This window comes from Mycolicibacterium insubricum (assembly GCF_010731615.1).
GTDB lineage: Bacteria > Actinomycetota > Actinomycetes > Mycobacteriales > Mycobacteriaceae > Mycobacterium > Mycobacterium insubricum.
The window spans coordinates 3362333-3385936 of sequence record NZ_AP022618.1; the positions used below are offsets into that span (position 1 = coordinate 3362333).

General features: G+C 70.0%; 24 protein-coding genes, 1 tRNA gene and 1 other RNA gene. 10 read left to right on the forward strand and 16 right to left on the reverse strand.

Annotated elements, in window-relative coordinates:
• Positions 1-18 precede the first annotated feature (18 nt).
• Positions 19-1419, forward strand: a complete 1401-nt coding sequence (locus tag G6N16_RS15865) for a DUF2252 domain-containing protein (RefSeq protein ID WP_083031913.1) — start codon at positions 19-21, stop codon at positions 1417-1419.
• A gap of 1 nt (position 1420) precedes the next feature.
• On the opposite strand, the gene G6N16_RS15870 is transcribed toward G6N16_RS15865, so the two are convergent.
• Positions 1421-2197, reverse strand: coding sequence for an enoyl-CoA hydratase/isomerase family protein (locus G6N16_RS15870; RefSeq protein WP_083031911.1), 777 nt, complete (start codon positions 2195-2197; stop codon positions 1421-1423).
• Between the two features lie 112 nt (positions 2198-2309).
• On the opposite strand from G6N16_RS15870, the gene G6N16_RS15875 reads away from it, so the two are divergent.
• A complete protein-coding gene (locus G6N16_RS15875) occupies positions 2310-3752 on the forward strand; it encodes a CYTH and CHAD domain-containing protein (RefSeq protein ID WP_083031910.1) in 1443 nt (480 codons plus the stop codon).
• 3 nt (positions 3753-3755) lie between these two features.
• On the opposite strand, the gene rnpB is transcribed toward G6N16_RS15875, so the two are convergent.
• The 6 genes from rnpB to cobC form a co-directional block, all read right to left on the reverse strand.
• An RNA gene (gene rnpB / locus G6N16_RS15880) (RNase P RNA component class A) lies at positions 3756-4124 on the reverse strand.
• Between the two features lie 54 nt (positions 4125-4178).
• On the reverse strand, positions 4179-4820 hold the full coding sequence (locus tag G6N16_RS15885) for a class I SAM-dependent methyltransferase (protein WP_083031908.1): 642 nt from the start codon (positions 4818-4820) through the stop codon (positions 4179-4181).
• Positions 4821-4824: 4 nt separating this feature from the next.
• A complete protein-coding gene (locus tag G6N16_RS15890; RefSeq protein ID WP_083031907.1) occupies positions 4825-5955 on the reverse strand; it encodes a bifunctional RNase H/acid phosphatase in 1131 nt (376 codons plus the stop codon).
• A gap of 3 nt (positions 5956-5958) precedes the next feature.
• Positions 5959-6684 carry a zinc ribbon domain-containing protein gene (locus tag G6N16_RS15895; protein ID WP_083031905.1) on the reverse strand — a complete coding sequence of 242 codons (726 nt, stop codon included), beginning with the start codon at positions 6682-6684 and terminating at the stop codon, positions 5959-5961.
• Positions 6681-7814 (reverse strand): Nif3-like dinuclear metal center hexameric protein, encoded by a 1134-nt coding sequence (locus G6N16_RS15900; RefSeq protein WP_083031904.1) that lies wholly within the window; start codon positions 7812-7814, stop codon positions 6681-6683. The genes G6N16_RS15895 and G6N16_RS15900 overlap by 4 nt, the downstream gene beginning before the upstream one ends.
• Positions 7811-8851, reverse strand: coding sequence for an Rv2231c family histidinol phosphate aminotransferase CobC (gene cobC, locus G6N16_RS15905; protein WP_083031941.1), 1041 nt, complete (start codon positions 8849-8851; stop codon positions 7811-7813). The genes G6N16_RS15900 and cobC overlap by 4 nt, the downstream gene beginning before the upstream one ends.
• Before the next feature lie 48 nt (positions 8852-8899).
• On the opposite strand from cobC, the gene G6N16_RS15910 reads away from it, so the two are divergent.
• Genes G6N16_RS15910 through G6N16_RS15920 form a run of 3 tightly spaced genes read left to right on the forward strand, consistent with a single transcriptional unit; the run spans position 8900 to position 10897 of the window.
• The gene (locus G6N16_RS15910) at positions 8900-9559 is read left to right on the forward strand and encodes an HAD-IA family hydrolase (RefSeq protein ID WP_083031902.1); all 660 of its coding nucleotides are present in this window, start codon (positions 8900-8902) and stop codon (positions 9557-9559) included.
• Complete coding sequence (locus tag G6N16_RS15915) at positions 9552-10031, forward strand: low molecular weight protein-tyrosine-phosphatase (protein WP_264024769.1); 480 nt, start codon at positions 9552-9554, stop codon at positions 10029-10031. Before G6N16_RS15910 ends, G6N16_RS15915 begins: the two co-directional genes overlap by 8 nt.
• Positions 10028-10897, forward strand: a complete 870-nt coding sequence (locus G6N16_RS15920) for an SURF1 family cytochrome oxidase biogenesis protein (RefSeq protein WP_083031899.1) — start codon at positions 10028-10030, stop codon at positions 10895-10897. The genes G6N16_RS15915 and G6N16_RS15920 overlap by 4 nt, the downstream gene beginning before the upstream one ends.
• Here the strand turns inward: G6N16_RS15920 and G6N16_RS15925 are convergent.
• Entirely contained in the window at positions 10869-11804 is a 936-nt protein-coding gene (locus G6N16_RS15925) for a cobalamin biosynthesis protein (protein ID WP_083031897.1), read from the reverse strand. The genes G6N16_RS15920 and G6N16_RS15925 overlap by 29 nt on opposite strands.
• 60 nt (positions 11805-11864) lie before the next feature.
• Here G6N16_RS15925 and G6N16_RS15930 point away from each other — a divergent pair, with 60 nt between their 5' ends.
• The 4 genes from G6N16_RS15930 (at position 11865) to G6N16_RS15945 (ending at position 15645) form a co-directional block, all read left to right on the forward strand.
• The gene (locus tag G6N16_RS15930; RefSeq protein ID WP_083031896.1) at positions 11865-13562 is read left to right on the forward strand and encodes an amidohydrolase; all 1698 of its coding nucleotides are present in this window, start codon (positions 11865-11867) and stop codon (positions 13560-13562) included.
• 79 nt (positions 13563-13641) lie between these two features.
• Complete coding sequence (locus G6N16_RS15935; protein ID WP_110810895.1) at positions 13642-13980, forward strand: ArsR/SmtB family transcription factor; 339 nt, start codon at positions 13642-13644, stop codon at positions 13978-13980.
• Complete coding sequence (locus G6N16_RS15940) at positions 13980-14666, forward strand: cation diffusion facilitator family transporter (protein WP_083031939.1); 687 nt, start codon at positions 13980-13982, stop codon at positions 14664-14666. Before G6N16_RS15935 ends, G6N16_RS15940 begins: the two co-directional genes overlap by 1 nt.
• A 28-nt stretch (positions 14667-14694) precedes the next feature.
• Positions 14695-15645 (forward strand): LLM class F420-dependent oxidoreductase, encoded by a 951-nt coding sequence (locus G6N16_RS15945; RefSeq protein ID WP_083031893.1) that lies wholly within the window; start codon positions 14695-14697, stop codon positions 15643-15645.
• Between the two features lie 221 nt (positions 15646-15866).
• Here G6N16_RS15945 and G6N16_RS15950 read toward each other — a convergent pair whose 3' ends face one another.
• From G6N16_RS15950 to G6N16_RS15985, 8 genes are all read right to left on the reverse strand, one after another.
• Entirely contained in the window at positions 15867-16217 is a 351-nt protein-coding gene (locus G6N16_RS15950; protein WP_234805909.1) for a hypothetical protein, read from the reverse strand.
• A 134-nt stretch (positions 16218-16351) separates the two neighbouring features.
• Positions 16352-17335 carry a hypothetical protein gene (locus tag G6N16_RS15955; RefSeq protein ID WP_133052963.1) on the reverse strand — a complete coding sequence of 328 codons (984 nt, stop codon included), beginning with the start codon at positions 17333-17335 and terminating at the stop codon, positions 16352-16354.
• Entirely contained in the window at positions 17322-17870 is a 549-nt protein-coding gene (locus G6N16_RS15960) for a DUF6932 family protein (RefSeq protein ID WP_234805908.1), read from the reverse strand. Before G6N16_RS15960 ends, G6N16_RS15955 begins: the two co-directional genes overlap by 14 nt.
• A 136-nt stretch (positions 17871-18006) precedes the next feature.
• The gene (locus G6N16_RS15965) at positions 18007-18759 is read right to left on the reverse strand and encodes an ISL3 family transposase (RefSeq protein ID WP_163787902.1); all 753 of its coding nucleotides are present in this window, start codon (positions 18757-18759) and stop codon (positions 18007-18009) included.
• A 195-nt stretch (positions 18760-18954) separates the two neighbouring features.
• Positions 18955-19029, reverse strand: a tRNA-Val gene (locus tag G6N16_RS15970).
• Positions 19030-19122: 93 nt separating this feature from the next.
• Positions 19123-19581: a peroxiredoxin gene (locus G6N16_RS15975; protein WP_083028912.1), complete on the reverse strand. Its 459-nt coding sequence runs from the start codon at positions 19579-19581 to the stop codon at positions 19123-19125.
• Position 19582: 1 nt separating this feature from the next.
• A complete protein-coding gene (locus G6N16_RS15980; protein ID WP_083028911.1) occupies positions 19583-20005 on the reverse strand; it encodes a DUF3052 domain-containing protein in 423 nt (140 codons plus the stop codon).
• Positions 20006-20086: 81 nt separating this feature from the next.
• A complete protein-coding gene (locus G6N16_RS15985; protein ID WP_234805686.1) occupies positions 20087-20650 on the reverse strand; it encodes an Rv2240c family protein in 564 nt (187 codons plus the stop codon).
• A gap of 161 nt (positions 20651-20811) precedes the next feature.
• Here G6N16_RS15985 and aceE point away from each other — a divergent pair, with 161 nt between their 5' ends.
• A complete protein-coding gene (aceE, locus tag G6N16_RS15990) occupies positions 20812-23598 on the forward strand; it encodes a pyruvate dehydrogenase (acetyl-transferring), homodimeric type (protein WP_083028931.1) in 2787 nt (928 codons plus the stop codon).
• The last annotated feature ends 6 nt before the right edge of the window (positions 23599-23604 follow it).

Here is a 23604-nt window from a genome sequence, read left to right on the forward strand (position 1 = left end):
GGCGTACGCTGCGCGGTCATGTCGGATTTGCAACTGCGCGACCGCGCAATCGTCGTTGACGATCCCCAATACGACATCGATCGCGGCCGGGCGCTGCGCAGCCAGTCACCGCGCAAGGCACTGGCCGAACTCACCGTCGCCGACCGGACCGCGACCGAGATCCTGGTCGACCAGAACCGCTCCCGGGTGCCCGAGCTGATCGGGCTCCGGTTCGCCCGGATGCTGGTCAGCCCGCTGACCTTCTACCGCGGCGCGGCGGCGGTGATGGCCGCCGATCTCGCCGCCAGCCCGACCAGCAACATCGAAGTGATGTCCTGCGGCGACGCCCACCTGTCGAACTTCGGGGTCTTCGCCACCCCCGACCGGGCGCTGGTGTTCGACCTGAACGACTTCGACGAGGCGGCCATGGCCCCGGCCGAATGGGACCTGAAACGGCTGGTCACCAGCGCGATCCTGGGTGCCCGGCAGCTGAAGTTCCCGGAAACCGCCGTCAGCGACATCGCCCACGGGGCCGCCGGAGCGTACCGCGATGCACTGGTGGCGATGATGCAGATGAGCGTGCTGGACCGCTTCTACCTGCGGGCCGAGCCGATCAAGCAGAGCGACCTGGTCTCCGCCCCGTTCGGCGAAGTCATCCACCGGACCGTCGAGCGGGCGCGCAAGCGCACCTCGGAACGAGCCTTCGCCAAGCTCACCGAGCTGGATGCCGAGGGCACCCCCCGGTTCCGGGAGGACCCTCCGCTGACCCGGCATGTGCCGCTGTCGGATGAAACCGCGCTGCTGCAGGCCGTCGACGAGTACATGACGTCGGTCCCGGTGGACGTCCGGCTGCTGCTGGCGCACTTCCGCGCGACCGACATCGCCATGCGGGTGGTGGGGGTCGGCAGTGTCGGCACCCGCTGCTATCTGGCCTCGGTGGTCGACCGGTACGGCACCCCGCTGATCCTGCAGATCAAGGAGGCCAAGCGATCGGTCCTGCAGGAGTACGGGAAGCGCACCCAGCTCCCGTTGCTGACCGCCGCGATCGCCGCCCACGGCGAGGGCCGCCGCGTCGTCGACGGGCAGCGGATCCTGCAGTCCATGTCCGATCTGCTGCTGGGCACCATCCGCATCGACGGGGCCGACTTCTACGTGCGCCAATTCCACGACATGAAGGGCAGCGTCGACCTCGGCGAACTCAACGCAGAGACGTTCGCCGAATACGCCGCCGGCTGCGCGGCGATCCTGGCCCGCGCACACGCCCAGAGCGCCAACGCCGCGGTGCTGCGCGGCTACTTCGGCAGCGGCGGCAAGGCCGCCGAAGCCGTCGTCACCTGGTGCTACCGCTACGCCGACAAGACGGTCGACGATTTCGATCAGCTGACCGCGGCCGCCCGCGACGGTGCCATCGAGGTCGCCGACAGCCCGGAGATGAAATAGCTCAGCCGAAAAGCGGCGCCCGCTTGTTGACGAACGCGTCGATGCCTTCGCGGCCGTCGGCGGCCTCGGCGTTGCCGGAGATCGTCGCCGACTCCAGGTCCAGCTGGGTGGCGTAGTCGTTGTGCTGGCTGGCCGACAGCAGCCGGCGGACCGACGACTGGGCGGTGCCCGATCCGGCGGCCATCGCCTCGGCCAGCGCGTCGGCGCGGGCGGCCAGCTCGGCGTCGGAGACCACCTCGGTCACCATCCCCCAGTCCAGGCCCTGCGCGGCCGAGAGCCGCCGGTTGGTGAGTATCAGCTCCTGCGCGCGCCGCAGCCCGACCAGGCGCGGCAGCAGGTAGGAGGCGCCGCCGTCGGGGCTCAGTCCGGCGCGGGTGTAGGCCATGGTGAACGACGCCGATTCGGCCGCGAGCACCAGATCGCCGGTCACCGCGAGGGAGAAGCCGGCACCGGCGGCGGCCCCGTTGACGGCGGTGATCAGCACCGCGTCCATCTGCGCGAAGGCCTTCAGCGCGGCGTGCAGGTCGTCGGCGATGCCCTTGACGAACGCGCTCGGCCCCAGCGGGGAGGACGCCATGGCCTTGAGGTCGCCTCCGGCGCAGAAGAACCGACCGGTGCCGGTCAGCAGGACCACCTTGACGTCCGGATCGGCGCACCGGCGCGCGGCGTCGGCGAGCTCGGTGCACAGCGCGTCGTCGAGGCCGTTGGCCGCGTCCGGCCGGTTCAGCGTGATGCGGGTGATGCGGCCCGGCTCGAACAGCAGCGTCTGGTATGCCATCCGCCGACGGTAGCCGGTGCGCCGTCACCGACCGCCGCCGGGTTGCCACCGACCTCCGGCGGTTATGGCAGGGTAGGGAGTAATCCCCGAGCGAAGGTGACGTGAGCCGGTCATGGCCAAAAAATCCAAGGAAGTTGAACGCAAGTACGACGTCGCGGACGCCACCGTGTCGCCGTCGTTCGAGGGCCTTGCGTCGGTGTTGCGCATCGAGCAGCTACCGGCCCAGCAGCTGGACGCCGTGTACTACGACACCGCCGATCATCGCCTTGCCGCACACCGGATCACGCTGCGGCGCCGCACCGGTGGCGACGACGCCGGCTGGCACCTGAAGCTGCCCGCCGGCACCGACGCCCGCACCGAAATCCACGCCCCGCTGGCCGACACCGTGCCCGAGGAACTCCGCGACGTGGTGCTGGCCATCGTGCGCGACACCGAACTGGTCCCGGTGGCCCGGATCCGCAACGAGCGATTCGCCCAGCGGCTCTACGGCGCCGACGAGGCGGTGCTCGCCGAGTTCTGCGACGACCATGTGCACTCCACCGCCGGAGACGACGAACAACGTTGGCGGGAATGGGAATTGGAGCTGGTGGCCGATCCCGAGGACCGCGAGCTGCTGGAACGCCTCGGCCATCGGCTGCTCGACGCCGGCGCGACGCCGTCCCGCTCGGCCGCCAAGCTGGCCCGCGTGCTCGGCGATCCGCCCGCGTCGGCGCCCGTCCCGGCCGACCCGATCCACCGCGCCGTCGCCGAACACGTCGACGAACTGATCGTCTGGGACCGGGCGGTGCGCGCCGACGAGTGGGACTCGGTGCACCAGATGCGGGTGACCACCCGCAAGCTGCGCAGCCTGCTCAAGGACTCCGAGGCGTCGTTCGGGCTGACCGACGACGCCTGGGTGCTCGACGAGCTGCGGGTGCTGGCCGCGATTCTCGGGGTCGCGCGCGACGCCGAGGTGCTGGCCGAGAAGTACGAACACGCCCTCGGCGAGCTGGAGCCCGGGCTGATCCGCGGACCCGTGCGGGAACGGCTGGTCGACGGGTCACGACGGCGCTACGAGGCCGGATGGCGGCGTTCCCTGGCCGCGATGCGCACCCCCCGGTACTTCCGCCTGCTCGACGCCCTCGACGAACTGGCCACCGCCGCGCCGGTCCCGGTCGAGCAGCACGGTGAGCAGCCGGGCAACCTGAGCGGCGCATACGCGCGGCTGCGCAAATCGGTGCGAACCGCCAAGGCGGCCGAGAAGTCCCACGACCCGCACCGGGACGAGGCGCTGCACCGGATCCGCAAGACTGCCAAGCGGCTGCGCTACACCGCCGCGGCGGTCGGCCGGCGCCGGGTGACCGATGCCGCCAAGACCATTCAGACGCTGCTGGGCGACCACCAGGACGCCACCGTCAGTCGCACCCACTTGGCGCATCAGGCCGAGGTCGCGCACGCCGCCGGTGAGGACACCTTCACCTACGGGTTGCTGTATCAGCGCGAGGACGACCTGGCCCACCGCTGCCGCGCCGAGCTCGACGACGCCTTGGCCAAGCTGAAGCGGGCGATGAAGTAGGGGCGAACGAGCTGGCCTGTAAGCCGGATTCTGTGACCGTGTTTCCACGGCGGCGACCATCCATCTGGGCACACCGTCACCGGGTGCCTCAAGCGGCCTACCCGCAGGCGTGGGCGAGCAACCTTCCTGCGCAGTCGCAAGCGACCTCTTGGCCTTGCTTCGGGTGGGGTTTACCGAGCCATCCCGGTCGCCCGGGATGCTGGTGCGCTCTTACCGCACCGTTTCACCCTTACCTCCCGGACCGAAGCCCGGGCGGCGGTTTGTTTTCTGTGGCACTGTCCCGCGAGTCACCTCGGATTGCCGTTAGCAATCACCCTGCTCTGTGAAGTCCGGACTTTCCTCGGATTGCTCCGCGGCCGCCCGGCCAACTCGTTCGCGCTGGTCATGGTAGTGCCAATTGCCGCCGCGGGCCAGCGGCGGCCGCGCTCAGCCGCGCGGCACCCGCTGCACCACGATGACGTTGTCGATCAGGTGCGCCGGCTTGTCGTCGGGCCCGATGGCGTCGCGTTCGGCCGGCCCGCACCGCAGCACCCGCCAGCCCTCGCCCAGCGCGAGCCCGTCGAGCACCTGCTGCGCGCTGGGGAACTCGTGGTGGTGGGCGGCCATGGTCGACGCCCACGGCGGGGCCTCGCCGTGATCCACGATCAGCAGGATGCCGTCGGGTGCCACCGCGGCCGCCGCCCGTCGCAGGATCTGCTCCCGCTCCAGCGGGGCGTGCGAGTGCAGGAACTGCGCCGACACCAGGTCGTACTCCCCGTCGGGAAACGAGGTGTTCAGGTCGTGCTGCTGGAATTCGATGCGCTCGGCCAGTGCCCCGGCGTCCTCGGCGCCGCGGGCCAGCGCGGTTTCGGAGATGTCGACGGCCACCACCCGCCAGCCCGCCCGGGCCAGCCAGATCGCGTCGGCGCCCTCGCCGGCGCCCAGATCCAGCGCCCGGCCCGGCGCCAACCCGTCGGCCACCTCGGCCAGCCGGGCATTGACCCGGCCGCTCCAGATCCGCTCGGATTCGGCGTAGCGCTGCTCCCAGCTGGTGTGCGCGTCGCCGTGGGTGTCGTGTCCGTCGGTCACGGTGTCACCGTCCCAGGTAGTCGGTCTGATTGACCAGGCGCACCGAGCTCAGCCCGTCGGAGTAGAACTCGGCGATGCTCAGCGACGCGAGGTCCAGGTGCAGCCGGTAGAGCAGGTCGGGGCCGGCGTTGAGCGCCATCCGCAGTAGCGTCTTGATCGGCGTGACGTGCGAGACCACCAGCACCGTCGCACCACCGTAGCTGGCGATGAGCCGGTTGCGGGCCCGTCGTACCCGGTCGCCGACGGCGTCGAAGCTCTCCCCGCCCGGCGGCACGATGCTGGTGTCCCCCAGCCAGTTTCGGTGCAGTTCCGGATGCGCATCGGCGGCCTCGGTGAACGTCAGGCCCTCCCAGGCACCGAAATCCGTCTCGGTCAGGTCCTCGTCGACGGTCACCGGCAGACCCAGCGCATCGGCCGCGGCGGTGGCGGTCTGGCGGGCCCGGTCCAGCGGCGAGGACACCACGGCGGCGATGCCGCCGCGGGCGGCCAGATACGACGCGGCCAACGACGCCTGCCGCCGACCCAGGTCGGTCAGTTCCGGGTTGCCGCGCCCGGAGTAGCGGCGCTGCACCGACAATTCGGTCTGCCCGTGACGCAGCAGCAGCAGCCGGGTGGGAGTTCCGCGAGCACCCGTCCAACCGGGGGCCTTGAGGGCCGAATCAGGTTGGACTTTGGGCTCTTTCGGCGACTCGGCGGGCCGGTGGACGGTGGGTTCGGCGTCGGCTAGGCCCTCGGCCGCCGCATCCATCGCCTCGTTGGCCAGCCGGTCGGCGTGCGAGTTCTTGGCCCGGGGAATCCAGCCGTAGGAGATGCGGGAGAACCCCGACGCCAACTGGCGGGCCTGCCGGTTCAACTCGGCCATGTCCGGGTTCTTCACCTTCCAGCGCCCGGACATCTGCTCGACGACCAGCTTGGAGTCCATCCGGACCTCGACCTCGGTGGCGCCCAGTTCGGCGGCCTCGGTCAAACCCGCGATCAGACCGCGGTATTCGGCGACGTTGTTCGTCGCCCGCCCGATGGCCTGTTTGCTTTCGGCCAGCACCGTGGCGCGGTCGGCCGACCACACCACCGCCCCGAAACCGGCCGGGCCCGGGTTACCGCGCGATCCGCCGTCGGCCTCGATGAGCACCCGCACCGCTCAGGCCTCGATTCGCAGCAGGATCGCTCCGCATTCCGGGCAGCGCACGACCTCGTCGGCGGCGGCCGCGGCGATCCGCGCCGATTCCCCGCGGTCGATCTCGATCCGGCAGGCGCCGCACCGGCGGCCCTGCAGCACACCGGCGCCCGATCCCGTCGTCGCCCGCTGGCGCTCGTAGAGGGCCAGCAGATCGGCATCGATCTGGCCGGTGAGCTCACTGCGTTCAGCGGCCAGACGTGTTTGGCTGGACTCGATCTCGGTGCGCGCGGCATCCCGGGCGGCGATCGCCTCGGCGAGGTCGGTGCGCGCCTGCTCGCATGTCGTGGTGTTCTCGTCGCGGCGCGCAGTCAGCGTCTCGCGTTCCTCCATGATCTCCAGTTCGGAGTCCTCCAGCGCCGACTGCCGTCGTTCCAGCGTTTCCAGCTCGTGGGCCAGCTCGGCCTGCGCCTTGCCGTCCACCCCGGAGTCGAGCAGCTTGCGGTCGCGCTCCTCGCGTTTGCGGACCCCGTCGATCTCGCTCTCCAGCTTGGCGATCGCCCCGTCCAGGTCATCGAGGGCCAGGCCGACGACGGCGACGGCATCCTCGGCGGCGGTCACCGCCACGGTGAGCTCATCGACGCGTTTCTGCTCGGCCAGGTTCGCGGCGCGGTGGGCGGCGCGGGCCAGCTCGGTGTCGAGCTCGACGAGCTTGCGCAGGTGATGCTGTTGCCACGGATCGGCTTTCATCGATCGTCCTTCGGTGGGTGGGTCCCCATGTTCCAGGGGTCGGTTCGAATGGTGCTGACGCTCACCGGGAGCCGGTCGCCGAACGCGCCGCGCAGCAGCCCCGCGGCCTGCGCGCACCACGGGTACTCCCCCGCCCAGTGCGCGACGTCGACCAGCGCCATCGGGCTGCGGCGGCGCTGTTCGTCGGCCGGGTGGTGCCGCAGATCCGAGGTCAGGTAGACGTCGACGCCGGCCGCCGCGGCGGCGCCCAGCAGGGAGTCCCCGGAGCCACCGGACACCGCGACCCGGGAGACCACGGCGTCGGGATCACCGCTGGCGCGCACACCCCAGCTGGTGGCCGGCAGCCGGGCACCCACCCGGGCGACGAACGCGGCGAGGGTTTCCGGCTCGGGCAGCACCCCGATGCGGCCGATACCCACCGGCGCCGGCAGCGGGGCCAGTTCCAGGACGTCGAACGCGGGTTCCTCGTAGGGGTGCGCTGCGCGCATGGCGGCCAGGATCTGCGCCCGCAGGCGTGCAGGAGCGATGACCTCGACCCGATCTTCGGCCAGACGCTCCACCTGCCCGACGGTTCCGATGGCCGGGTTGGCGCCGTCGTGGGGCAGGAACTGGCCGGTGCCGCCGACGCTCCAGCTGCATTGCGAGTAGTCGCCGATGCGCCCGGCGCCGGCGGCGAACACCGCGGCGCGCACCGCTTCGGCGTCCGCGGCGGGCACGAAGATCACCCACTTGTCCAGGGCCGGGCCCGCCGGCACCGGTTCCAGCACGTCGGTGACGGTGATGCCGAGGGTTTCGGCGAGTGCGTCGGACACCCCGGGGTTGGCGGCGTCGGCGTTGGTGTGGGCGGTGAACAGCGAGGCGCCGGTGCGGATCAGCCGGTGCAGCAGGGCACCCTTGGCGGTGGAGGCGGCGACGGTGTCGACGCCGCGCAGCAGCAGCGGGTGGTGTACCAGCAGCAGTCCGCCGTCCGGCACGGTGTCGACGACGGCGTCGGTGGCGTCCACGGCGATGGTCACCGACGTGACGCGATCGCACGGGTCCCCGCAGACCAGGCCGACCGAGTCCCAGGACTGGGCCAGCGCCGGTGGGTACGCGGCGTCGAGCACCGCGATGATCTCGGCCAGTGTCATCGCATCACCTCCGCAAGAGCCTCGACCAGCAGCGGCCACTCCGGGCGTACCGTGGCCCGCAGGTACCGGTCCGTCAAGCCGACGAAGGTGTCGCCGCGGCGGATCGCAATCCCGTTGTCCGCCAGTCGGTTACGCACCAGTTCGGCGTCCTCGACGGTGAACAGCACGAACGGCGCCTGGCCCGGGACCACGTCGACGCCGATCCCGGTCAGCCCGGCGGCCATCTGCGTGCGCAGTTCGGCCAGGTCCGCGGCCTCCGCGGCGGCTTGGGCCACCGCCTCCGGGGCGCAGCACGCCGCGATGGCCTCCAGCGCCAGGGTGTTGACCGGCCAGTGCTGGCGCCGGGCGGCCAGTCGGGTCAGCAGCGCCGGGTCACCGAGGGCGTAGCCGACCCGCAGGCCGGCCAGGCCCCAGGTCTTGGTGAGGCTGCGTAGCACCAGCACGTCGCCGTCTGCCGGATCCAGCCGCTGCCCGGCCAGCGACTGCGGTTCGCCGGGGATGGCGTCGGCGAACGCCTCGTCGACCACCAGCAGCCGGCCGGGCCGGCGCAACGCCAGGATGTCGGCCCGGGTGTGTGTCACGCCGGTGGGATTGGTCGGGTTGCCGACGACGACGAGATCGGCCTGCTCGGGGACCCGGGCGCCGGCCAGCCCGAACGGCGGGTCCAGCACCACGTGTTCGATCGGCACCCCGGCGGCGGCCAGCAGCGCCTCCGGTTCGGTGAACGACGGGGCGATCAGCGCCGCGCACCGCGGGCTCAGCGCGGGCAGCAGGGCGAACGCCTCGGCCGCGCCGGTCAGCGGCAGCACCTCGTCGGCGCTTCGGCCGTGCCGGGCCGCCACGGCGTCGACGGCGGCCTCGGTGTCGGCTGCGCTGGGATAGTTCCCCAGGTCGGCCAGCCGAAACGCCAGCCGTCGGGTCAGCCAGCCGGGTGGGCGGGCCCGGCGGACGTTGACGGCGAAGTCCAGCAGGCCGGGCGCGGCCGCGGCGTCGCCGTGGTAGCGCGCCCCGGCCCGGACGGTATCGACGCCGGTGATGGACACGGTGCAAACAGTAGTGGTCGCCGCATCGGGGACAATGGAGGCGTGACCGATCTCTGCTGCGCCACCAGACCCGAGCTGGTGCTGTTCGACCTGGACGGCACCCTGACCGATTCGGCGCCCGGGATCGTGGCCAGTTTCTGCCACGCCCTGGCCCAGGTGGGGATGCCGGCACCCGACGGTGACATCGCCGCCCGGATCGTCGGGCCGCCGATGCACCACACCATGGGCGCGCTCGGCCTCGGCGGTCCCGGGGACCCCGCGATGCTCGCCTACCGGGCGCACTACACCAGCGAGGGCTGGTCGATGAACACCCCGTTCGACGGGATCGCCGAACTGCTGGCGGATCTGCGGGCGGCCGGGGTGCGGCTGGCGGTGGCGACGTCGAAGTCGGAGCCGACGGCGGTGCGGATTCTGGAGCATTTCGGCTTCGCCGGGTTCTTCGAGGTGATCGCCGGCGCCACCCCCGACGGGTCCCGCTCGGCCAAGTCCGACGTGATCGCGCATGCCCTGGCCCAGCTGGGGCCGCTGCCGGAGCGGGTGCTGATGGTCGGTGACCGCAGTCACGACGTGGAGGGCGCCGCCGAGCACGGCATCGACACCGTCGTCGTCGGATGGGGTTACGGCGCGGGTGATTTCGACGATGACGCGGCAATCGAGCGGATCGCCGACGTCGCGACCTTGCGCGAGGTGCTCGGTGTCTGAGCTGCACGTTACCTTCATCTGCTCGGGGAACATCTGCCGCTCCCCGATGGCGGAGAAGATGTTCGCCCACCAGCTCGCGCAGCGCGGCCTGGCCGAGCGGGTGCGGGTGTCCAGCGCGGGCACCGGCGGCTGGCACATTGGCTCCGGCGCCGATGAGCGGGCGGTGGCGGTACTGCGCGGGCACGGATATCCCAGCGAGCACCGCGCCGCACAGATGGACGACGAGCACCTGTCGGCCGACCTGGTGATCGCCCTGGGCCGCAACCACGAGCGGCTGTTGCGCCAGGCCGGGGTGGATCCGGTGCGGCTGGCGATGCTGCGGTCCTTCGATCCCCGGTCCGGGGCGCACCCCGAGGATGTCGAGGACCCGTACTACGGAACCATCGCCGACTTCGAGGAGACCTTCACCGTCATCACCGCGGCGCTGCCCGGGCTGCATGACTGGGTCGATGAGCAGCTGGGCGCGTCGTGAAAAGACTCGCGTTCCTCTTGCGCCCGAGCTGGCTGGCCCTGGCCGCCGTCGTCGCGCTGTTCGCCTACCTGTGCTTCACCGTGCTCGCGCCCTGGCAGCTCGGCAAGAACGCGCGGGTGTCCAAGGAGAACGACCAGATCAGCGCGTCGATGACGGCCGACCCGGTGCCGGTGGCCACGCTGCTGCCGCACCAGGATTCGACCGCCACCGATCACGAGTGGAGCCGGGTCACCGCCACCGGTCACTATCTGCCCGGCAAGCAGGCGCTGGCCCGGTTGCGGATGGTGCAGGGCGCCACGGTGTTCGAGGTGGTGGCCCCGTTCGCGGTGGACGGCGGGCCGACGGTGCTGGTCGACCGCGGTTGGGTGGCACCGCAGGCCGGTTCGCGGCCGCCGGAGATCGACGCGCCGCCGTCGGGCACCGTCACCTTGGCGGCGCGTCTGCGCGACGGCGAGACCGCCCCGCCGGATAAGGCTCCGTTCGTCGCCGATGGCGCCCAGCAGGTCTACGCGATCGACCCGGGCCAGTTGTCGTCGTTGCTCGGTGTCCCGCTGGCCGGGTCGTATCTGCAGTTGGCGGCCGATCAGCCGGGTGGGCTGGGGGTGCTGGAGTTGCCGCATCTGGACAGCGGGCCGTTCCTGTCCTACGGGATCCAGTGGATCGCGTTCGGCATCGTCGCACCGCTCGGGCTGGGCTATTTCGCCTGGTCGGAAATACAGGCCCGGCGCCGCGAGCGCGCGGCCGCCGAGGCGTTGTCGGCCGGTGAACCAGCCGGTGAGGACACGCCGGAACCGCAGGCGCAGCCCGCGCCGCGTGCGCCCAGCGTCGAGCAGAAGCTCACCGACCGCTACGGCCGCCGCCGATAGCCAGTGCCACGGCGGCCACCAGAGCGGCGGCGCACCCCTGCACCAGGGTGGACAGTCGTACGGCGCGGCGCAGGTCCGCCGTCGTGGGCGGGTGCCCGTCGCCGAGGGTCGGCCGGTTCTCGACGCCGTGGCGGTACGGCGTGCGCCCGCCGAGCTGCACCCCGAGCGCACCGGCGAAGCTCGCCTCCACCACCCCGGCGTTCGGGCTGGGATGGCGGGCCGCGTCGCGTCGCCAGGCCAGGGTCGCCGTCGACGGCGCACCGCCGATCAGCGGAGCGCAGGCCGCGACCAGCAGCCCGGTGACCCGGGCCGGCAGGTAGTTCGTCATATCGTCGAATCGTGCTGCCGCCCAACCGAATCGGGTGTAGCGGTCGGATCGGTAGCCGATCATCGCGTCGAGGGTGTTGGCGCCGCGGTAGACCAGCACCCCGGGCAGCCCGGCCACGGCTCCCCAAAGCAGCGGTGCGACGGTCGCGTCAGCGGTGTTCTCCGCCACCGATTCCAGGGCGGCGCGCGCCAGCCCGTCGGCGTCCAGGGTTGCCGGGTCGCGTCCGCACAGCGACGGCAGCAAGGCGCGGGCGGCGTCGATGTCACCCGAGTCGAGCAGGTCGGCCATCCTGGCTCCGGTGCGGGCCAGCGACCGGCCACCGAGGCTGGCCCAGGTGCCCAACCCGACCGCCACCGCACCCGAGACGCCGCGCTTCGGCGCAGCAGTGGCCAGGATTGCCAGGCCACCGAGCAGGACGACGACGTGCCCGACCCCGGCGGCACGGTCGTCGCGGTAGTCGGCGCGCTCCAGCGCGGCCGCGACGGCGCCGAACCCGGCGACCGGGTGGCCGCGGCGCGGGTCGGCGAACGCCAGGTCGGCCAGGTATCCGGCCAGCAGCCCGGCGGCGCGTGCAATCACCCCGGCAGCGTCTCACAAACTCTCGACCCCACGGGGCGGCCGGACCCTAGGCTGGGCGGCATGACCGATGCCGTCCTCGCCGCCGGAACCGTCGTGACCATGAACGAGGCCGCGCCGCGGGCGCAGGCCGTCGCGGTCTCCGGCGGGCGGATCGTCGCCGTCGGGACACTCGCCGAGTGCCGCGCCGCACTCCCGGAGGCCGAGGTGGTCGACACCGGGGCGGCCGTGCTGGCACCGGGTTTCGTCGAGCCGCACGGTCACCCGCTGATCTCCGGTATCGCCACCCAGCCCCCGGTGCGTTCCATCGCACCGTGGGACACCCCCACCTGGGCCGACGTGCTGGACTGTTTCGCCGACGCCCTGGCTGGCGCGCCCGCGTCGGAGCCATTGTGGTTCAACGGTTTCGACGCGCTGCTGCACGGCCGGCCGGCGCCGCGGGCGACAGACATCGACGCCATCTTCGGTGACCGCGAGGTGATGATCACCGACAACTCCGGGCACGGGGTGTACTTCAGCACGGCGTTGATCCGCGCCCGCGGCTGGGATGTCAGCCCGCCGCCGGATCCCGTCGCCGCACATTTCGGCCGCAATCCGGACGGATCGCTCAACGGCCAGGGCTTCGAGCTGCCCGTCGTCACCGCGGTCGCCGGGCCGCTGTTGGCCACCCTCGGCAATCCCCTGGTCTCCGGGGCGGAGTTCTACGTGCAGATGGCCCGCGGCGGGTACACCAGCACCTCGGACATGACCTTCGACCCGGGGTTCGCCGCCGGCTACCGGGCGCTGGCCGCGGCCCCGTCGTGCCCGCTGCGGGTCAGCATGTGGGAGGTGTCGAGTTCGGCCAGCTACCCCGAGCCGGTGGCGTTCGAGGACCCGCTGATGCTGACCAAGGCCGGGGTCAAGCTGTGGACCGACGGATCCCCCTGGGTCGGCAACATCGCGATCTCGTTCCCCTATCTGGACACCGAGGTCACCCGCACGGCCGGGATCGACCCGGCGACGGCCGGTGGAGCGCGGTCGATGAACTACACCCGCGAACAACTCGACGCCATCATCGACCGGGCCGTTCCGGCGGGCTGGCCGCTGGCCTTTCACGCCAACGGGGACCTGGCGATCGATCTGGCCCTGGACGCCTACGCCGACGCCCTGGCCAGGCACGGGCTGCTCGGCACCGACCACCGCTGGCGGCTGGAGCACTGCGGTGCCGGTACCCGCGCCCAGTTCGACCGGGCCGCCGCGCTCGGTGTGCACGTGTCGCTGGCGCCGTTCCAGTACTACTACTGGGGCGACCTGCTCGACGGCGCGATGTTCGACCACGCGCACGGGGCCCGATGGGCGGCGTTCGCCGACGCCGTCGGGTCCGGTGCGTGCGTTTCCCTGCACAACGACGGGTCGGTGTCCCCGCCGCTGCCGGTCACCAATGTTGCGACCGCGGTCACCCGTCGTACCCGATCCGGCGCGATCCACGATGCGGCACAGGCGATTTCGCTGGACCAGGCGTGGCGGGCGCAGACCATCGACGCCGCGCGCACGCTGCGCCGCGACCACCTCGTCGGGTCCATCGAGGTCGGCAAGCTCGCCGATTTCGTCGAGCTCAGCGCCGACCCGTGGGCGGTGGACCGGGACCGGTTGATCGACGAGGTGCAGGTGGCCGGCACCTGGCTGGGCGGACGGCGCATCGACCTCGACGAGTTCCTGAGCGCCGTCGCCGCGGCCAGCCATCCGGGCCTTCCGCCTCGGACGCACCAGGGGTGCTGCTGAGCGAGGTACGCCGCGCACCCCCCGATCAACCTCCCGATACAGCATCTCCTGAATTCAGATTTCGATGTACGGTATTGCGGTGCAGACGCTCACCCACACCGATGCGCTGGCGCGCTTCGGTCATGCACTGTCGGACACCACCCGCACCCGGATTCTGCTGGCGCTCGCCGAGTCGCCGAACTATCCGGCGGAGCTGGCCGATCAGATCGGCGTGTCCCGGCAGACGCTGTCCAACCATCTGGCCTGCCTGCGCGGCTGCGGTCTGGTGGTTGCCGCGCCCGAGGGACGGCGAACCCGCTACGAACTCGCCGACGCCCGCATCGGAAAGGCGCTCGGCGACCTGTTGGGCCTGGTGCTGGCGGTGGACCCGAACTGCCGATGCGTCGGCGCCGACGGTGAACCCTGCGGGTGCCGGTGATGGCCGCCGTGCCCACGCTCTCCCCGGACCGGCGCGCGCTGCTGGCCCGGCGGATCCGGTGGTTCGTCGCCGCGACGATCAGCTACAACGTCATCGAGGCCGTCGTCGCGCTGTCGGAGGGCGCCCGGGTGTCCTCGACCGCCCTCATCGGGTTCGGTCTGGACTCGGTGATCGAGGTGTCCTCGGCGGCCGCGGTCGCCTGGCAGTTCGCATCGCCGACCCCGGAGGACCGGGAGAGGGTTGCGCTACGGATCATTGCGTTCTCGTTCTTCGGGCTCGCCGTCTACGTCACGGTCGACGCCGTGCGTTCGCTGCTCGGCGTCGGCGAGGCGCAACATTCCACCGTGGGCCTCGTACTGGCCGGACTCAGCCTGGTGATCATGCCGGTGCTGTCCTACGCGCAGCGACGGGCCGGGCGCGAACTCGGATCACTGTCGGCGGTGGCCGATTCCAAACAGACGCTGCTGTGCACCTACCTGTCGGCGGTGCTGCTGGTCGGCTTGGCGCTCAACAGCCTGTTCGGCTGGTCCTGGGCCGACCCGATCGCCGGTCTGGTCATCGCCGGCATCGCCGTGAAGGAGGGCATCAACGCTTGGCGGGGCGATACCTGTTGCCCGGCCCCGGGGTCCCTGCTCGCTGCCGAGACCACCGGTGATGAGTGCGGGTGCGACTGCTGCCCGGACTAAGTCAAGCGCCCGCGTAGGTTCTTCAACCATGAGAATCGGTTTGATGGTCGGCTCGGACCGGGAGCGTTCGCGCGCCGATCGACTGCCGGGCCTGCTGGACGACGCCCGCGGCGCCGAGGCGGCCGGTTTCGACTCCTTCTGGATGCCGCAGGTGCCCGGCTATCTCGACGCGTTGACCGCCGTGGCGCTGATCGGCCAGGTGACCGAGCGCATCGAACTCGGTACCGCCGTCGTGCCCATCCAGACCCGGCACCCGCTGATCATGGCGCAGCAGGCACTGACCACCGACCTCGCCTGCGGCGGCCGGTTCACCCTGGGCCTGGGCCCGTCGCACCACTGGATCATCAGCGATCAACTGGGTCTGTCCTACGACCGTCCCGCCAAGCAGGTGCGCGACTACCTCGACGTGCTCACTGCCTCGGTCACCGCTCCCGGGCCCGTTCAGGTGAGCAACGACGGCTTCACCGTCAACGCGTCGATCGACGTCGCGGATGCCCCGAGCATGCCGATTCTGCTTGCCGCACTGGGGAACACGATGTTGCGGATCGCGGGCGAACGCGCCGACGGCACCATTTTGTGGATGGCCGATGAGCGCACCATCGCCGATCACGTCGTGCCTCGGATCACCGCCGCGGCCGGCAGCACCGGGCGGCCGGCGCCGCGGATCGTCGCGGGCGTTCCCGTCGCACTGTGCGGAGCCGACGAGACCGACCGGGCCCGCGCCTACGCCAGTGAAGTTCTCGGGCACGCGGAGCTCTCGCCGAACTATGTGCGGCTGCTGGAGCACGGCGACGCCCGGGACGTCGGCGACACCATGGCAGCCGGTGACGAGGCGGCCGTGCTGGCCCGGCTGCGCCGCTACCGCGATGCCGGTGTCACCGACCTCGCCGCCCGGATCGTGCCGCTCGGCGACGACGCCGCGGCCCGGGCCGCCTCACGCGCGCGGACCAGTGAGTTCCTGGCCTCGATCAGACTGTGACGGCCCGGGAAATTCCTGGTGGGCGCGGACGGTATCGAACCGCCGACCGCTGGTGTGTAAAGGAACCGTAGAAAGTGAACACCCGTTCTACCGTGTCCAGTGTGTGCAGCTCAGAGCGGCGCGCGTGTCCGGCCGATGGCGTCGTGTCCACTGCGTTAGGCGGTGTCTTGGCAACTTGGCGGCAACACGACGAACACCCGTTCGGCGGTCTCGCGGCGCTGCTACCCGGTCATGAGGTTGCCGCCAGCGCCTCCGAGAGCGCCGACCGCAATCTGGTACGCCGCACCGCGCAGCGACAGCGCGAGTTGGCGGAACCGCCCGCGTTCCTCGTCCTGGCGCGACTCGTCGTCAGCGGCGCTCTCGATTGCGACGATCAGTCGTTCGAGCTGCGCCTCGGGCGACGGCCACTGTCCTGCGACCCTCAGCGCCTCGCTGGTCGGGGTGCCAACCATGATGAGTCCGCCGCCCCACGACCCGTTGCCCTTCGTGAAATAGGGCTGGGTGTAGAGAGCGCGCAACGCCCGTTGCACCGTGTCACCGTCAAACCCGGTGCGCTGCTGGACGGCGGTCACTCGCGGACCTCTGCCGGTTTCCTCGTACAGCTCCACAACGGCCCTAAGCACAGGCAGGTCTCGGGATGTCCAAGTGTCGTCAGTCATGCCGGGAGTATCGCGCATCGCTGCGACATCCACCGGCGAGCCCGCGGTCAGTCGGGCAACCGCTCCACACGCAGTCCGTCATAGGTGGTCTTCGATACGCCAGCTGTGGACACCGAGGTCTTCATCTGCGCGGTGATACGAACCCGATCGAGAATTGCAATTCCCACGGTCTGCTCATGCGGGATGCTTGCGTGCTTGATCGCGACCGGGTCGCCGTCGGTCGGTTCGATTAGCCATTGTTGGCTCTGGACAGTACTGACGGTCAGCACGCGTCCTTCGATGATGACTGGCTCGGTATCGGACTCTGAAAGCTCGATGGCCCTGGCGATCAGATCAGCTTTACCCGCGCCGAGGTGGACCCGCGCTGTCGCCCGCTGAGGCTGTCGCCACTCGACATCTACGTCGAACTGGCTGCGGTGAACAGAACGCGTGAAATCACGCATACAAGCGGCAGTGCGAGGCCCCAACTCAACGATGCCGTCGATGAAGTCCGAGCCGGTCAGTTCCGGCGATAAGTCATTACCCCTCGTCAGCAGGGTGATTGCCTCAACGACGGCATGGTCGATCTGTTGGTCGTCATCGCTGGGCTCGCGAAACATGGATACGGCTCCCTGCGGGCCGTCTCCGACCTCGTCGGCTGGCGACGACTCGGGCATGAGGTCGAACACCAGTGATCCCCGACCAGGGCTTCCAGCGATCATCAGTCTGCTTTTGCGCATCACCGCGGCACTGGCCTGCTTCCCAAGTTCCTTGTCGCCGTCCTCTGCCGCGGCTATCGCAGTGGTGAGCCGCTGGAAGTGGTGCAGTGCTCGGGTCACCTCGGATAGTGGTGCGGCCGAGTGCATTACACCTGAGCCGCTGAATCGCAAAACGCCTAGCGACGGCAGCGTGCGAACGATCGACAGATCGGCAGCGAGTGCCTCGAAGCTCATCCGGCTCACGTCGCCCGGTGTCTGCCAGCCCGCGGGTCCGGACGCCGACGCCATGATGACGTGTTCGAGGTCTTCGAGGCTCGGATCATTTAAAGCCATCGAAGATCACCTCCAAGTAGCCACGGCGCGGTAAAGCGTCGGTCCGGACGGCTGGCGCGCCCTTGGGACCAGACCTCATTCTGGCCCAAAAGTCGTCCCAGTGACCACGTGCCGCCCAATAATCCCTGGTATCGGGCATCGCCTGAGTGATATCTGGGCAGCAGTTCCAGGCGACGACGAAAGTATCTACCCGAAGGCCGACAAGTCCCCGAAGCTGATCCTTCTTCGAGAACACCTCGACCATGTGCGCGCTCGCCGGGTTTAGCTGCGCAATCTTCAATGCCATGTAGTCGACCCAATACACGCAGTCGATGTCATCCGGCGCATCCTTGCTGGTGAAAAAGCTGCCGCTGACCCATGTCGCCAGAATCGCGACATGCTGTTGAAGCAGCGCCGTGGCCTTCTGCCAGTCGTTCCACACCTGTTCGCGAGCAGACCCCTTGCCGTCGACAAATTCAGCCTGGATCTCGGCGAGCTGTGCGGGGTAACGCCCGACCGGCAACGCGCCGGTCGACGCGTCGAGTGCTGGAATCAACGTCCCCCCGAACCATCACCGCTCCGACTATGTGCTGACGATCTGCCATCATCGCCGCTGTGGTCAGCAACCGGGTCAACAACCGGATATCAAAGGGATCACGATAACGCCTACGCCGTCGGGCTCCGCATACTGCTCAGGCACACGGGACGCTCGCCCGACCGGTCAGCAGTGGGTCGGGCAGCCGCCGCCGTCGATCGACGCGGCCACCGCCCCGAGCGCGTACAGCACGGCCTCGCGGTCGCTGACGTGGCGCAGCGTCAGCTCGGCCTCGATGCCGCCCAGCGGGGCGTCCCTCGCCGCACACCGCGGACAGCGGCAGCCCGACCCCGACGGCGGGGACATAGCTTCGGGTGGGCAGGATTTCGATGATCTGGTGGTTGGCGACATCGGCGACGGTGGTCGCATACGAGCGGCCCCGACGGCCGGCGAGTTTGACGAACGAGGTCTCGTCCAAGCCGATCGCGGTGGTGGCGTTGAGGCGACGCCGATCAGCAGCCAGCAGCGCCGCACCGTAGGTCATGACTGCGTCGTTGACGGTATGCCAGTCACACGAGAGCTCACCGGCGACATCGGAGACCGCACGACCGGTCCCGACCTGCAGAGTCGCCCATTTGGCGCACCGGGTCGTCAGCAGGCAGTTCTTAGCGGCGATGCGGTGATCGGCACTGGTCCAGCTCGCCCCCGCACAGTCGGGTCGCCGGCAGATCAACCGGTGCTTGCGCCACGCCAGCCGCATCGGCTGGCCGTACACGGGCAGGTCAACATAGCGCACGGTCGGCCGTTCCTTGATCTGGCCGGGAACCCCGCAGGTCGGGCAGGTTCGCTCGACGACGGTCTGCTCGATCACCAGCTCGACATCGGGACCGATGCGCCGGTAGGCCAACACGCGGACGTCCTTGAGCCCGACCAGGGCTTCGACGATCTGACTAGGCTCACAACCGACGAAGGTGCTTTTGGATTTGATGGTCGCGCTTCAAAGACTCAGGCACCTTCGCCCCTCACAACCGCAGGGCACGCCGACCTCAAAGCCAACACCGGACCCCGCTGCAATCCGAAGAACCGCTAAATCCCCCTGTTGAGCTGGTGGGCGCGGACGGTATCGAACCGCCGACCGCTGGTGTGTAAAACCAGAGCTCTACCACTGAGCTACGCGCCCGGACCGGTGCAGGTTACCCGCCGCGGGCGGCAACCCCCAAAACCGCAAGCCCCGGAAACCGCAACCCGCGGAAACCTCAGCCCCGGGAAACCGTCAGGCCAGGGAAGCTAGCGCGGCGGTCCACACGCTCTGGTCGCGGACCTCACCGGGCTGCTTGCACTCGGCGAAGCGGACCACGCCGGCCTTGTCGATGACGAAGGTGCCGCGGTTGGCCACGCCCGCGCCGTCGTTGAACACCCCGTAGGACTGCGCGACGGCCCCGTGCGGCCAGAAGTCCGACAGCAGCGGGAAGGTGAACCCGTTGGTCAACGCCCACACCTTGTGGGTGGGCGACGGCCCGACGGAGATCGCCAGGGTGACGGTGTCCTCGTTCTCGTAGACGTCCAGGTTGTCCCGGATCTCGTCGAGTTCGCCCTGGCAGATGCCGGTGAACGCCAGCGGGTAGAAGACCAGCAGCACGTTGCGCCCGCCGCGGAAATCCGCCAAGCGCACCGGCTGGTTGTTCTGATCCTTGAGGGTGAAATCCGGTGCCTCATCGCCGACCGCAACCACGTCAGCGTTGCTTTCCGGCGGCCCGGGGTTGCACCAGCCGGCTGCCGATCCAGGTTCCCAGGTTGGCCGAGGAGGTCTGCATCAGGCCCGCCGTCGGCGCGCTCTCGGCGATGTCAGCGGGCTGCACGTGTCCGGGCCGGCCGGTCTTGGGTGTCAGCACCCAGATGACACCGTCATCGGCCAGCGGGGTGATCGCGTCCATCAGCGCGTCGACCAGGTCGCCGTCCTCGTCGCGCCACCACAGCAGGACCACGTCGACGACCTCGTCGGTGTCGTCGTCGAGCAACTCCGATCCGCAGGCCTCCTCCAGGTCGGCGCGGATGTCGTCGTCGGTGTCGGAGTCCCAGCCCAACTCCTGGACCACCTGACCTTTTTGCACGCCCAGGCGCTGGGCGTAGTTCGGGGCGCCATCGGCCGCCACCACCGTGAGTCCTCCTCGAAGATTCGTCGCTCACCGATACCGACTGCCTATCGTCGCACAGCGAGCCCCGCCAGAAAACGGGCATCACCGATACGTTGCATCACAGAGCTCCAGCGCTCGCTTGCGGGTGGTGTTCACCTGGTCCACCGCGGTGTTGAAATCGGCCGGCGCGGCATCGGTGGTGATCGCGGTGGCGGTCGCCCGCGACGCCGTCACCCAGGCGGTCAGCGCATCGCGCAGGTCCCCGGTGACCGGATCCGAGAGCGTCTTCTCGACGTTGTCGGCGCTGTTGTTGAGGGCGTCGACGGCCGGCTTCTTGGCGGCCTCCACGTCGCCGTCGCCGTTGACCGCCGACACGTAGGTGTTGACGGCGCTGACCGCGTCGGCGCTGCCGGTCGCCAGCGTCTCGCACACCGCGTGGATGGCCTTGGTCGTCGAGGTGGCGGCCCGCTCGGCGGCCAGCGCGCTGGAGGTGGCCGCCGACGCCGACGCCGACCGCGACATCGAGGTGCGGAACACCGGCGCATCGGCGGCATTGGGAGTGGCGGTGCCGCCGGTCATGACGGTGCAGCCGATGACCCCCATCGAGATGATCGCGACGCCACCGGCCAGCCGGCCGGCCAGCCGGATTCGGCGCGCATCGATCACAGACGCAGACGTTACCGGCTGGCACCGCCGCGCACCGATACACCGTCCGCGCGGTCGAGAAAAAAGTTACCCACCGGTACCCCAGGCGACCGAACACGACGGTCCGCGTTGGGGTTTGATAGGAGGTGCACCACGCACTTGTCTATACCGAGGAGCCGACGTTGACCACCGAGTTCAATCGCGACAACAAGGCTCGCACCTCCGAGCACGACCGGGTCCGGGTGATCCGCGAGGGCGTCGCGTCGTACCTGCCCGACATCGACCCCGACGAGACCGGTGAATGGCTGGAATCGTTCGACGACATGGTGGGCCGCTCCGGCCCGGCCCGCGCCCGCTATCTGATGCTGCGGCTGCTGGAACGCGCCGGCGAGCAGCGGGTGGCGATCCCGGCACTGACCTCCACCGACTACGTCAACACCATCCCCACCGAACTGGAGCCGTGGTTCCCCGGCGACGAGGAACTCGAGCGCCGCTACCGGCTGTGGATCCGGTGGAACGCCGCGATCATGGTGCACCGCGCCCAGCGACCGGGCATCGGGGTGGGCGGGCACATCTCCACCTACGCCTCCTCGGCCAGCCTCTACGAGGTCGGCTTCAACCACTTCTTCCGGGGTAAGGCCCACCCCGGCGGCGGTGACCAGATTTTCATCCAGGGCCACGCCTCCCCCGGCATCTACGCCCGCGCCTTCCTGGAGGGCCGCCTCACCGAGGACCGCCTCGACGGGTTCCGCCAGGAACACAGCCATCGCGGCGGCGGCCTGCCGTCCTACCCGCACCCCCGGCTGATGCCCGACTTCTGGGAGTTCCCGACGGTATCGATGGGCCTGGGCCCGATGAACGCCATCTACCAGGCCCGGTTCAACCACTACCTGCACGACCGCGGCATCAAGGACACCTCCGACCAGCACGTGTGGGCGTTCCTGGGCGACGGCGAGATGGACGAGCCGGAGAGCCGCGGGCTGCTGCAGGTCGCGGCGAACGAGGGCCTGGACAACCTCACCTTCGTCATCAACTGCAACCTGCAGCGCCTGGACGGTCCGGTACGCGGCAACGGCAAGATCATCCAGGAGCTGGAGTCGTTCTTCCGGGGTGCGGGCTGGAACGTCATCAAGGTGGTGTGGGGCCGGGAATGGGACGCCCTGCTGCACGCCGACAAGGACGGCGCGCTGGTCAACCTGATGAACAACACCCCCGACGGCGACTACCAGACGCTGCGCGCCAACGACGGCGGGTTCATCCGGGAGAACTGGTTCAACCGGGACCCGCGCACCAAGGAACTGGCCAAGAACCTCTCCGACGCCGACATCTGGCGGCTCAAGCGCGGCGGCCACGACTACCGGAAGGTGTACGCCGCCTACCGGGCGGCGCTGGATCACCACGGGCAGCCGACGGTGATCCTGGCCAAGACCATCAAGGGCTACACGCTGGGTACCCACTTCGAGGGCCGAAACGCCACCCACCAGATGAAGAAGCTGGCACTCGACGATCTCAAGGCGTTCCGCGACACCGCGCGGGTGCCGATCACCGATGCCCAGCTGGAGGCCGATCCCTACCTGCCGCCGTACTACCACCCCGGCCCCGACGCCCCGGAAATCCGCTACATGCTGGATCGCCGCCGCGCGCTCGGCGGGTTCGTTCCGGAGCGCCGCACCAAGGCCAAGGCCCTGGAGATTCCCGGGACCGACATCTACGCCTCGGTGCTGAAGGGGTCCGGGAACCAGGAGGTCGCCACCACCATGGCGACGGTCCGGGTGTTCAAAGAACTGTTGCGGGACAAGAACATCGGCTGGCGGATCGTGCCGATCATCCCCGACGAGGCCCGCACCTTCGGCATGGACTCGTGGTTCCCCACGCTCAAGATCTACAACCGCAACGGGCAGACGTACCGCTCGGTGGACTCCGAACTGATGCTGGCCTATCGGGAGAGCGAAGACGGGCACATCCTGCACGAGGGCATCAACGAGGCCGGGTCGTCGGCGTCGTTCATCGCCGTCGGCACCTCGTATGCCACCCACGACGAGCCGATGATCCCGATCTACATCTTCTATTCGATGTTCGGGTTCCAGCGCACCGGCGACAACTTCTGGGCCGCCGCCGACCAGATGACGCGCGGGTTCGTGCTCGGCGCCACCGCGGGGCGGACCACGCTGACCGGTGAGGGACTGCAGCACGCCGACGGGCACTCGCTGCTGCTGGCCGCGACCAACCCGGCGGTGGTCTCCTACGATCCGGCGTTCGCCTACGAGGTCGCCCACATCATCGACAGCGGCCTGCACCGGATGTTCGGCGAGAACCCGGAGAACGTCTACTTCTATATGACGATCTACAACGAGCCCTACCCGCAGCCCGCCCAGCCCGAGGACCTCGACGTCGACGGCCTGCGTCGGGGCATCTACCGCTACCGCGCCGCCACCGAGCGCCGCGCCAACACCGCCCAGATCCTGGCCTCCGGGGTGGCGATGCCCGAGGCGCTGCGCGCGGCCGACATGCTGGCCGCCGAATGGGACGTCGCCGCCGACGTGTGGTCGGTGACCAGCTGGGGCGAGCTCAACCGGGACGGCGTCGCCGTCGAGCGGGAGTTGCTGCGCCACCCCGAACGGTTCGGCGCGGACGCCCCGCAGCCCTATGTCACCCGGGCACTGGCCAACAGCGCGGGCCCGGTGGTGGCGGTGTCGGACTGGATGCGGGCGGTGCCCGAGCAGATCCGGCCGTGGGTGCCCGGCACCTACGTCACGCTGGGCACCGACGGCTTCGGCTTCTCCGATACCCGCCCCGCCGCCCGGCGCTACTTCAACACCGACGCCGAGTCGGTGGTGGTGGCCACGCTGCAGGGACTGGCCCGCGACGGTGCCATCGACCCGTCGGTCGCGGTCGCCGCGGCCAAGCAGTACCGGATCGACGACGTCTTCGCCGCCGCGGTCTCCTATCGGGACACCGGTAGCGCGTAGCGTTTC